Raw genomic sequence first — 12,687 nt, forward strand, 5'->3', positions numbered from 1 at the left:
TACAAAAAAGCCACGGCTGTTAACCGTGGCTTTAATTTTACATTTTGAACTAGCCTTATTTTAAAGCTTTCTCAACAACGGGATAATGATCCCAAACTTGTTTGTCGCTCAGTGAACGGACTAATTTAATATACTCAGCATGAGTCCATGCCAATGGTGTTGCTGAATTAGTTCCCTCGCCTAGCTCATAACCTGCTTTGTTAACCCCTACACCATCCCATACTTGCTCTGGTAACATAAGGCCGTTATTAGCAAATTGCTCTAAGCCTTTTACATAGCTGTTTTTAATTTGCGCCTGTTTAGCATCATCCAGAGCGTTGTTTGCATTAGCTGCTGCGATTTCGTAATGCCCGCGCTCACCGGTGAAAAATGGCCATACACGCCCACGTTGGCCTGGTGTATTACTGCCACCCTCAGCATAGTTTGTGCCTTTAACTTCATCTTCACCGTAGCCATCATTGCCATAGCGGCGGTAGCCTGCAAAAGTGCCGCTGCCATCTTCAAAGCTAAAGCTGTATTTTACTTGTAGGTTATCTTCAAGCGTTTCGTCATCGTACTCAGGTAGTGTTTTAACGATGCTTTCATCATTTGCACCGCGTACGCCATAGCGTACTAGCTCTAAAAACCCGCCATCTAAAATTTGCTTTTTATTAAACCCTTCGCGGCCATTATTAGCGTTAATTTTAGTGTTTGAGTTTGCATCGGTATCTTGGCCTATACGAATAAAGTATTCGCCATCGCTATTTTCGCCTTTTAAATTACCTTTAGTGGTAAACATTTGCGATTCAATATCGCTGCTGTATTTTTTAGCCGTGGCAAGGTAGCGCTGCGCGTTTTTATCATCGCCACTAAGCGTTGCGATATCGCTTGCGGTAATAAGGCCTGCCACTATTGCCGCAGTTGTAGATGGAGAATAACCGCTTTGCTCTTCCCAGCGCTCTTGTTGTGTTGCCGGAGGTGTAATTTGTGTGTCGTTCCACAAAATTTTAGCAAGTCCCCCCTCGACTAAAAAATCTGCCGCTGGTTTTAACATTTTTCCGTACCAGTTTTTTATCTCTTCATCGCTAAGTACGCTGGCTTTATGTAACTTCCATGCCAGCATGATAGGCATAGCAGTTTGATCAAGCTGTACGCCTACCCATTCTAATTCACCATCGACGTGTGTTTTTTGTAAAAACCAGCCGGTATCGCCTTTATTACCTGGTGTTTTGCTGTTTACTTGCACTTTTTCAAGGTATTCGAACGCTGTTTTTGCTGTGGCAGTATCGCCAAGCGCCATAAATGCCATGGCTACTTGATAAAAATCACGCACCCATACCGCTTTATAACCCGTAGAACCTTCTTTGGCTGAAACCGTTTCGCCCCATGGGTTAGATAAAGAAGCAATTAATGCCCCTGCATGTGTTTTATCTTCTTGTGCTTTTAATACCATGGCGCTGGTGTATAAAAGCTTACCGTTATCGGCTGTTTGTTCAACCATGGTATTAAGCGGTTTTAGGCTTTGTAAGTAATCTTCCCAGCCTAGCGCTTCACCCTTGCCGTTGTAGTGATCGAGCACCGCTTGGTACCCTTTAGCTAAGCTTTTTTCACCTTGCTGAATACTTTGCTGCTGCGTTTTACCAAAGCTCAGTGCTAAATCAAAAGTGGTATTTGCAGTTATCTCGCCAAGCTCTGCAAGCATGCTTACATTACCAGCAGTTTCGCCGGTATTTGTGTATAGGGTATTTATAGATTGCGTAGTTTTAAGGGTGTTAATGCCGTCACTTTTTCCTGTAAACCCAACTGTTTTTGCTTTAAATGGTGATGCTGATTGAAGTGATAGATAGTTATCGTTTTCCCATGCTACTAGGCCTTGCTCTGTCGTTTTAGCAAAGTCACCTAAGCCGTTATTATTAATGTACGGATTAACAGACACATACGCTTTTAACCCTTCAAGCTCAGTATTAAATACGCTGCGTACAAACAGGGTTTGCCCATCTGGGTCAGTAAATATGTGTTTTTCTAGGCTAAAGCGGCCTTGTTTATCAGTGCTTGTTACTTTATAAGCCAGCGATAACGGGCGACCTTGTGCATCTTTATGTAAATAATCAATGGTGACATTTAAATCATCCACTTCACTAACGGTGAAATCTTTACCTGTTACTATAAATTGCATGTCTTTTATTTGTGCTTGGTGAATAAGCCCAAACATGGTTTCGGTGATCATCCCTTTAGCAATTGAAAACCATACTTTAGACACATCCCCCGTTGCAGCTGCATCAGTGTATTGGCCGTTTTGGTATTGCTCGTATGATGTACCAATACCTGTTTTACCTGCATAAGCCCAAAACGGCTCTGCGCCTGGGGCACCAGGTGCCGATGTAACTTGTGCTGTGGTACTTTCGTTAGTTGTGCTTGTGTTTTGAGCGCCGCAAGCCGTTAAACCTAACGTTAAAAGAGAGGCGGTTATAAGGTTATATTTTTTCATTGTGTGTCCTTAATGAGAATTTTTAACGCGCATTACAGCAACGGCAGCAACAACAAACGAAGCTGCACCAATTAATAATGCGTAAATAGGCTGATTAGAAAATACGTGGCGTAAAATAAGCCCTAAAACACTGGCGGCAAGTAACTGAGGTATAACTATAAAAAAGTTAAAAATCCCCATATAAACGCCCATTTTGTTACTCGGTAGTGCGTTACTTAACATGGCATACGGGAGTGATAAAATAGACGCCCACGCAAACCCTACGCCTATCATAGGTATAAGTAGCATTTTAGGGTCTTGAATAAACATAAAGCTTGCAAGACCTAACGCGCCAAGCAATAAATTAAAGCAATGCGCGCCTTTTAACCCCAATTTTTTAACTAAAAATGGAATACACATAGCGGCAATTGCGGCAAATCCATTGTAAGCGGCAAATAAAATACCCACCCAGTCAGCGCCATCGTTAAATGCTTTAGAGGTTGCATCGCTACTACCATAATGAAAGCTTGTTACTGCAGCGGTGGTATAAATCCACATAGCAAATAAAGTAAACCAGCTAAAAAACTGCACCCAGGCAAGCTGCTTCATGGCCTCTGGCATAGTAAATACATCTTGTACTACTTGGTAAAAACCACCTTGGGTTTTATTCGCACTTTTAAGCGCCGCTGCAATCCACTGCACAATACCAAAGGCTAATAAACCACCAGCAAGTAGGTATAATTCTTTTTCAAGGGATAAGCCCATGACTAATGCAAGAGTTGCTAAACCCAGTACCACAAAAATAATGGCACCTTTATTAAAGTTAATATCAACCACTTTGCTTGTTGTAGGTTGAGCGCTTTGCTTTTCAAAAGCCGCTAATTGCTCAGGGCTGTATTCTTTAGTACGTGCCACGGTCCAAAGCACGGCAACAAGTAACACCACCCCGCCCCAATAAAATGAGTATTTAACAGATTCAGGAATTTGCCCTGGGGCTGCAGTATTACTTACATCAAACCAGTTGGTCATCATCCATGGTAGCGCCGAGGCTAACACCGCCCCAATACCAATAAAAAAACTTTGTAAACCGTAGCCTGTCGCGCGTTGCTTTTCTGGCAAGTTATCACCAACAAGTGCTCTAAACGGTTCCATGGTTACGTTGATTGACGCATCCATGATCCATAACATACCCGCGGCAATCCAAAGCGTTGGTGAATGCGGCATAATAAATAGTGAAAGCGTTGTTAACACTGCGCCTATAAAAAAGAACGGACGACGACGGCCAAAGCGCCCCCACGTTTTATCGCTCCAATAGCCTATAATAGGCTGAACAATTAAGCCTGTAAGTGGGGCTGCAACCCATAAAATGGGAATATCATCAACTTGTGCGCCTAATGTTTGAAATATTCGGCTCACATTGCCGTTTTGCAGGGCAAAACCAAATTGTATGCCTAAAAAGCCAAAGCACATGTTCCATATTTGCCAAAAACTTAAATTTGGCTTATCGGTATTATTATTTTGATTATTCATTATTAGCCTTATTTGTTAATACTGCGCTGCTAAATGCATCAAGTGTGAGGTTAAATGTAGCGCCTTGCGGGTGAGCTTTAAGCTCGGTGGTGTGATTTTCAAGTAAATCATTTAATAGCGTATTTTCACTCACTGCACCTAATTGTGCCTTTGATAAATTAACCGTAACTGTTTGTGGCTGCTCGCTAAAGTTACTTAACACATATACACTTTGCTGGCCTAAAGAGCGGGTAAAACCAACAACACGTTCACTTCCTACAAGGTTAAGTGCCGACATTTCTCCGCCTACTACAGCAGGTAAACTATTCAGTGACATAACCGCTTTGTAGTATTCACGAAGTGCTACTTGCTCTGCGGTTAAGTTAGCGCCATCAAATTTTCCGTTATTCATCCATGCTTGGTGCGCTGGGACGCCAATGTAGTCAAAAATACTGGTACGTGTAGGCGCTCCAAACCCCGCATTTTCAGAGCCATCTTCTCCCACATCTTGAGCAAAATATAAAAGTGTTGGCGAGCGGCTAATTAAATTAGAAACAACTAATGCAGGTTTACCCCACTGGGCATTACCTGCAAAGTCTGGGCTTGCGATTCGTTGCTCATCGTGATTTTCTAAAAAATGCAGCATATGTTGCTCTATATCGAGCACACTTTGATGCGCATCAAAAATACTATTGGCAGGTTGTTTAAGTTGCATTATCGCTTTTAAGGTATCGTAAAAGCCGACTTTATCGTAAAGATAATCCATTTTACCTTGCTGAATATACGCGCGGTACATTAACGGGTTATATACTTCGGCCAATAAAAACGCATCGCTTTTTTGCATTTTTATTGACGAATTTAAAAAGCTCCAAAATTCAACTGGGACCATTTCGGCCATGTCGTATCTAAAGCCATCAACGCCTTTGTCTAGCCAAAAAAGCGCAATGTCTCTAAATTTGTACCAGCTATCTGGTAGCTCTTTATCTTGCCAAAACGCATAATGAGCACGGTAATCCTTGTCTTTGTAATCGTTTGGCAGCTGAGCAAAATCGTAGCTACCATCAGGCTTTACGCCATAATTTACTTTTACTGTTTCGTACCAATCGTTAATATCGGGTTTTGGTGCACGGGCACCGTTACCTGTCCATTTAGCAGGTGTTTCATCAAAAAAGCCATCCGCAAGTGGGTGAGCCTTTCCACCTAACACGGTATAAGTTGTAGAGGTAGGCACTTGAAATGACTGCCCAGGCACATAATAAAAGTTGTTATTTTTATCGTACGTTTTACTGGTGTCGTCTTGTGCGCCGAAATCCTCTACACCTTTAGGCTTTCCAAGTGATTGATAATTACGGGCAACATGGTTAGGCACTATATCAATAATGACTTTCATACCGTGGCTATGTGTACGTTCAATAAGCTGGCTAAACTCTCCCATGCGGTTTGTTACATTAACGGCTAAATCGGGGTTAACATCGTAGTAATCTTTAATTGCGTACGGTGAACCTGCGCGGCCTTTTACTACATCGGGGTCATCTTGTGAAATGCCGTAGTCGGTATAATCGCCCACTAACGCGTGGTGTAACACACCGGTATACCAAACGTGCGTGGTACCTAGCTCTTTAATACCTTTGAGGGCTGCATCGTTAAAGTCGGCAAATTTACCTACGCCGTTTTGCTCTTTAGTGCCCCATGGCACATTGGCTGTTTCGGTATTACCAAACAAACGGGTAAATACTTGATATACAACCGGCTTGGTAAGCTCATTTTGCGTGTGGGCAGGTGCTTGCTGTTGTTCAGGTTTGTTATTTTCTGAACACCCTGTAGCAATAAGTGCACTACACAGTACTGCGGGTACATAAACTGATTTTTTCATTGTGTGTCTTTTTGTCAGTATTGTTATTAACTTTATACTAAAGATTACTGCAGCAACCATACAGTTGCTGCATACGTATTCAGGTCACTATTGTGGCGTATTTATAACGAGTACCGTTGCGCTCATCGCTGGTAATTCAATGGTTTTGCCAAGCTTTTGTGTTTTTTGAGTAAATAAATTAAATGCTGTTGTGCTGTTAGGCATCACCTCTTGCATATACTCAATATTTTTTTGTAGCGCTTGTGTGTTTTTATTCATAAATACCAACACTGTTTGCTCATCGCTAATACGCGCATAACTATAAACCCCTTGTTGAGGCGTAAAATGTACAAGCTTTCCTTTATCTAATGCTGAGCTGTTTTTTCTAAAGTTAAGCAGCGTACTGATGGTGTTATGCATCTCTTTTTGCTGTTTTGTTAAGCCCTCTTTGGTAAAGGCATTACGTGTTTGGCCTTCAAACCCGCCGGGGAAGTCGATTCTAATATCACCATGGTCTTTACTTGGGGTGTTATCTAATAGTACTTCCGTACCGTAATACATTTGCGCTATGCCACGTGTAGTTAAAAACAAGGTCATCGCCATTTTTGTTTTGGCTACATCTTGGCCAAGCTCAGTGTAAACACGGCTCATATCGTGGTTATCGGCAAATACCATAATGTTATTTGTATCAGGGTATAAAAAATCATTAGCTAACGATTCATATACTTTAACCCAACCCGTGTTCCAGCTTTCATCTTCATTTAGCGCTTGAATTGCCGACTCTTGCAACGAAAAGTCCATCACGCTTGGTAAGCTTGATGTATAGCCATCTTGGTTATGCTTGCCTCGTTGCCAGTAAGAGGCAATAGCAGGGTTAGACGTCCACTCTTCTCCAACAATATTAAAGTCTGGGTACTCTTGCATTATGGCTTTTGTCCAATCACTCAAAAATGCTTTATCTGAATACGAGTAGGTATCAACACGTATGCCGCTTAAATCGGCGTATTCTATCCACCAAATCGCATTTTGAATTAAGTATTCACTTAACAGTGGTTGGCGCTGATTTAAATCAGGCATGGTTTCTACAAACCAGCCATCGTTAAACTGGCGCTTGTCGTATTCACTGGCGTGTGGGTCTTGTATGGTTTGGCGCGCATGGCTGGTGGCATTTTTGCCTTTATTAAACTCACCATTAAAGTTAATCCAATCTTTAGTTGGCTTATCGTTAACCCAAGTATGCTCAGAGCCAAAATGGTTAAGGACCATATCCATTACCAACCCTATACCCTGCTCTTTTGCTTTTACTGATAACGTTTTGTATAACTGGTTTGAGCCCATTCGTGGGTCAACCTTATAAAAGTCTGTAATTGCATAACCATGATAAGAATAATTAGGCATGTTGTTTTCAAGCACAGGGGTTAACCAAAGCTGTGTTACCCCTAAGTCGTTTAAATAGGGAAGCGCGTTTATAACGCCTTGAATATCACCACCGTGGCGCCCACCTTTTATACTCGGGTTTGCCGCTTCTAACATGCTTGGGACGGTATCGTTTTGTTTATCACCATTAGCAAAGCGATCTGGGTTAATTAAATAAAGCGTATCAGCTGATGTAAACCCTTGACGCTGAGCGCTGTTTTTATCTCGCTCAAGAAGTGGAAACTCAAAGTTATTGCTCGTTTCGCTGCTATTAAACTCAAGCGTTCCGGCTTTAGCGGCGTCGGTAATGGTAATATTTAAAAATACATAATTTGGATTGTCGGTACGGGTTACTTTATTTAACTTAACGCCGTTGTATTTAGCTAATTTAATTTGCTCGTTTGCAATGTTTTGCTCATGAACCATGATGGTAATCGTGTTTTTGTTCATGCCAACCCACCAATTAGCTGGCTCAACGTCAAGTGCGTAGCTAATGGTTGGTAAAGTACAGGCACTTACAAGTAAAAGTTTTTTTAAAAGTTGCATCATCAGGCCTTTTTAATTTTTGCTAAAAAATCTTTATGAGTGGGTAATTGATCTACCGTTGAGGTAATAAGCGTTTTTAGTGTTGAGAATAAATCGTTTAGTTGTTCACTACTGAGTGAGTCAACAATGCTGTTGTAATCTTCGGGGATAAGACCTTGGCCAATAAACACCTGTTGCCAGGCAACTTCGGCAAATAATTCGTCGTTTTCGCGCACTACTTTACCGGTTTGCTTAAATAATTTGAGCTTATGGGCCAATGAGTCAGGAATGTCCATTTGCTTACATTGTCGCCAGAATGGGGAGTCTTCTCGCGCTGTTAGTGTGTAATGCAATATTATAAAATCACGAATGTGCTCTATTTCTATCACGCTTTGCTTATTAAATTCAGTAACTAAAGCTTCGCTTATGCCATTGTGTGGAAACAGCTTTATTAAACGGGTTACGGCACTTTGTATTAAATGAATACTGGTAGACTCTAGCGGCTCTAAAAAGCCACTGGCAAGGCCAACCGATACCACATTTTTATGCCATTGTTTTAACCGCCGCCCTGTTTTAAATTTAATTACCCGCGGCTCAGTCATTGGCTCAGCGGGTAAATTATTTAATAATAACTGCGTTGCCGCATCGTCAGATAAATAACGACTACAATACACCAAGCCATTACCTATTCGGCTTTGCAGCGGTATTTGCCACTGCCAGCCTGCGCTGTGTGCAATTGAACGCGTATAAGGTTTTAGCTCGCTCGTACCTTGAGACTGCACCGCCACGGCACTATCACACGGTAAATAATGAGACCAATCGACAAAGCCGGTGTTAAGGGTTTGCTCTATGAGTAAGGCGCGCTGGCCTGTAGCGTCTATAAAAAGGTCGCCGTTTATCTGCTGTGTGTTACCAAGGGTTAATGATTTTATATTCCCTGATAGAGGGCATTGTTCAACCTGCTCTATTTTGGCATCAATATGCTCAACACCGCGTGATGTTGCGAGCTTTTTTAAAAACTCAGCATATAACGTTGCGTCAAAGTGATACGCATAACTCAAGCCAGGCAATTGTGTATTAGGTAGGGTATTTAAGGGTGCAAATTTATGCTGTTTAGCCGCTTGGTAGTTAAGAGAAAAGTCCCATAAGCTTTCTTCTGCACCGCTAATATGTCCTTTTACCCAAAAATTGTAAAAATCGCAAAAGGGGAAGTCTTTTCCAAATGAGCCAAAAGCATGCATGTAGCTATGAGAGGGGGTTTTCCAATTTTCGAATTCAATTCCTAGTTTTATAGATGCATTGGTAGCGTTTATAAAATCTTGCTCGTTTATACCCAGTGCATTGTTAAGTTGAATAATAGGCGGAATTGTTGCTTCACCCACGCCTATAGTGCCAATAGTACTTGACTCAATAAGGGTTATTTTAATTACTTTACCTAACACTTTATTAAGCAAGGCGGCTGTTATCCACCCTGCCGTGCCCCCGCCTGCGATTACGACGTGTTTTATTGGTTTCATATTATTGTCCACGTTTACAGTTTAAAGCTTTGTTAAGTTTGATAAAATTTAGATAAAGTAGCTATAAAAAAGCCCTTGTAACACAAATTACAAGGGCTCCTACACACAATCTTTATTATAGCTTGTAGCTAAAGCCTAACAAGTAAGTACGACCGTAATCTTGGTAGTCGCGAACTTGTAGCGCGTTATCACCAGAAAGCGATGTAAACGGCTCTTCTGTTAAGTTTTGTACTTGGAACTGAATTGATAACCCTTCAAGGCTTTCAATACCGGCTTCAGAAAAGTCATAACCAGCTTGAATGTCCCAAATTGTTTCACCTAGGATATCTACTTGCTCGGTGTTAAAACCTAAACCGTATACATCACCTTTAAAGGCACTACGCTTACGCATGCTGGTACGCAGTTGAATACCATTCATTTCGTAGTAAACCGTTAAGCTCTGAATTTTGTCAGACAGACCCGGTAACTCGTACTCATTACCGTTTTGATCTTCAATGTCTGATTCAATACCTGTATGGCTTGCAATTAAACCAAAGCCTTCAAGTGACGGGTGGAAAATTTTAAATGGTAACGCTAGAGATAGCTCGTAACCGTATAGGTCACCGCCGCCGCCATTTACTTTACCACTACCTGTGCCCTCTGATGTTGCAGGAATTTCACCTGTTGATGGATCTGCAACACCCGACATATCAATTTCGTATTTACCATCAAAAATCCACTGCGTTAAGTCTTTATAGAAAAATGCAGCAGAGAAGTAACCTTCATCACTAAAGTAGTTTTCGTACGTTAAATCGTAACCAGTTGCTTCTTTTGGCTCTAGGTTAGGGTTACCACCGGATACAGACCAGTAGTTACCATTTTCATCCTGTGTAGTATTGTAAGATGCGTCAATAGATGCATTCATTTCGTCTAAACGTGCACGAGAGATTGTTTTAGCCGCACCAAAGCGAACTGTTTGTTGCTCATCAATCGCAAGTGATAAGTTTAAGCTTGGTAATACGTGTGAGTAATCGTGGCTAATATTGGTAGGTGATGCCACCACAATATCATCAACAGTGTTAAATGCATTACCCTGCGATGACTGGTCGGTATGAACATAACGTACACCCACATTACCTGTAAGTGCTAAGCCGCTTACTTCGGCATTAATATTAGCCTGTGCAAATACTGAGGTAATTTCTTCTTTTACCGTCCACGATTTTGTTAAATGGCTCGTATTCGTTAAGCTTTCATCTAACAAGCTGTAGTAACCGTCATTTACTAACCCATTAACATCGTAAGCAATCATGTCACCCATGCCAATAAAGCCTAGATCAACGCTACCCATGCGATATTGCTCTGGCACAGCTAGCATGCCAGGATTATCAAGCGAAAAGCCAGATAACGTCATAAAGAAACCTTGCGAATCTTTTGTTTTTTCACGCTCTTTATAAGACATACCAAACTCAATTGAGCTGAAGTATTCGTTTTCTAATACTTTTGATGCAGCTAGCTTTAACGTAGACAGCTCATCTTCAATCGTTGGTGCATTTATGAATCCATCCTGTGCCTGATCTTTATAACCGGAAATGTCATTTCCATCAGCATCAATTAAACCATATTGATTATTTAAGGCCTTACTTGCGCCCCACGATAAAGGACCACCTAATTGAATAAGGCTGTAATCACTATAATCTAAGTCATGAGTAAACGTAGCACCTGTATTACTACCATTAAAGGTGTAACCTAAATTATCTGCAACACCACGTGAATCACCGCGCCCTGTACCTGAGTAACTTTCAAGGCTCCACACTTTACGATCTACATGCGAGTAACTTGCATCAAATTCAACTGACCACGAGTCATCAATATCGTATTTAGTGTTAAAGCCAAACGCGGTTAATTCTGCTTCACGCTCTTCGTAGTCATTACGAACAACAACTCGTTGACCTTCGGTAACGGCACTCGTAATAAAACCAGATTCCTGATCTATTACGAATGAGTCTTCGTCCCGTGCACCTTGCCCCCATGCAAATGGAATTTCGATACCACGTAAGATTTTTTCATCTGTAAAATCTACATATAATGCATCAAACGTCATATTTAGTTTGTCAGTCGGTGCAGCTTCTAGTACGAGCATGGCTGAATCACGTTCAAGTGTCGATGAACGTACAAATGGTTTTGCACCACCTAAAATTGAATATGTTTGGCCACCTACTTCTCTTTCGGGGTAGCCCCAAGCGTTCCAACGTTTTTCTTGGTTTGGTGAGCTCATTGAAGTTAAGGCAAATGCAACACCTATGGTGTCATCAGCAAACTGATCGATGTATGAAATAGTACCGCGGTAACCATCGTCGTTACCGTCTGGGTTTAGTTTATCAAAGCTGGTTTGCTCGTATTGGCCATTAACTTGAAATACACGTTCGCCTTTACTTAAAGGACGCACGGTTTGCATGTTAATAACACCGGCAATACCTTCTGCTTCGATACTTGCGTTTGGTGTTTTATATACCGTAACGCCGCTCATAATTTCTGATGGGTAAAGGTCAAACTCTACGCCGCGGTTATCACCAATAGATACCTGTTCACGGCCGTTAAATGTAGTACCACTTTCGTTTTCACCAAAACCACGAATTGATACTCTGCTTGCGCGACCATCTAAACGCTGCGCTGTTAAACCAGGTAAGCGTGCGATAGACTCAGCAATTGATGAGTCAGGTAGTTTACCTATATCTTCTGCAGAGATAGATTCTACAACCTGTGTAGAAAAGCGTTTTGTGTTGATAGATTCAACAACACTGCCACGAAAGCCTTTTACTTCGATAACCTCAACGTCATCATTTTTAACTGTATCTTCTTGCGCTGCTACAGAGGCAAAGCTTGCTAATCCTGCAGTAGCCATTGCCAACGTTAATATACTTGGTTTGAACATAGACATGATGTTTTTCCCGTTACCCATATTGTGATACTCGCTTCTTTATTTGAGTGATAGTCAAACAGGCGAGCTAATTTTGTTGTCAGCATCAATATTAACGCTCGAATTATTTTATTAACAACTTTATGCATACGTATTCAGTACTATGCAAAACGCTAAAAGTTAACAATGAGTTCACAAATAAAACTTTAACCTACTGTTTTAAATAGTTTTATATTGGTGCAACCTAGTGATTTATTATCATTATAAAAATACATCAATTATTTAACTGAAATCCCTGTGTCATCGTTTGTAAATAGCGTTAATTAAAGGTTTTTTATAAATTTACACGCATATCTTTTGTAAAGATTATCAGATTAAATTGGTCTGACCAAAGAATGAAATCACCAAAGCTGTGCAGCCCTTTAAAAATAAGCACCAAAATAGCCAGTTATTTTAGTTACACATAAATAAACATGATTGGTAAAAGTGCTGCAGCGGTTTTTATGGGTAACTTTCCGCTTAGCTA

Annotated in this window: 6 protein-coding genes; all 6 read right to left on the reverse strand. The window is 41.1% G+C overall.

The window, feature by feature from the left end; all coding sequences use genetic code 11:
• Positions 1 to 55: 55 nt before the first annotated feature.
• The 6 genes from PSH41_RS04830 to PSH41_RS04855 all read right to left on the reverse strand — a co-directional run bounded on the left by PSH41_RS04830 (position 56) and on the right by PSH41_RS04855 (position 12,182).
• Complete coding sequence (locus tag PSH41_RS04830) at positions 56 to 2,467, reverse strand: glycoside hydrolase family 15 protein (RefSeq protein WP_273588172.1); 2,412 nt, start codon at positions 2,465 to 2,467, stop codon at positions 56 to 58.
• A gap of 9 nt (positions 2,468 to 2,476) precedes the next feature.
• Positions 2,477 to 3,976: an MFS transporter gene (locus PSH41_RS04835; RefSeq protein ID WP_248461393.1), complete on the reverse strand. Its 1,500-nt coding sequence runs from the start codon at positions 3,974 to 3,976 to the stop codon at positions 2,477 to 2,479.
• A complete protein-coding gene (locus tag PSH41_RS04840; protein ID WP_273588171.1) occupies positions 3,969 to 5,828 on the reverse strand; it encodes an alpha-amylase family glycosyl hydrolase in 1,860 nt (619 codons plus the stop codon). The genes PSH41_RS04835 and PSH41_RS04840 overlap by 8 nt, the downstream gene beginning before the upstream one ends.
• 87 nt (positions 5,829 to 5,915) lie before the next feature.
• On the reverse strand, positions 5,916 to 7,772 hold the full coding sequence (locus PSH41_RS04845) for a glycoside hydrolase family 13 protein (protein WP_273588170.1): 1,857 nt from the start codon (positions 7,770 to 7,772) through the stop codon (positions 5,916 to 5,918).
• Positions 7,772 to 9,265, reverse strand: a complete 1,494-nt coding sequence (locus tag PSH41_RS04850; RefSeq protein ID WP_248451496.1) for a tryptophan halogenase family protein — start codon at positions 9,263 to 9,265, stop codon at positions 7,772 to 7,774. The genes PSH41_RS04845 and PSH41_RS04850 overlap by 1 nt, the downstream gene beginning before the upstream one ends.
• Before the next feature lie 115 nt (positions 9,266 to 9,380).
• Entirely contained in the window at positions 9,381 to 12,182 is a 2,802-nt protein-coding gene (locus PSH41_RS04855; RefSeq protein ID WP_273588169.1) for a TonB-dependent receptor, read from the reverse strand.
• Positions 12,183 to 12,687 lie beyond the last annotated feature (505 nt).

Origin of the sequence: Pseudoalteromonas sp. CST2 (assembly GCF_028599385.1) — a bacterium.
GTDB classification, from domain to species: Bacteria; Pseudomonadota; Gammaproteobacteria; order Enterobacterales; family Alteromonadaceae; genus Pseudoalteromonas; species Pseudoalteromonas atlantica.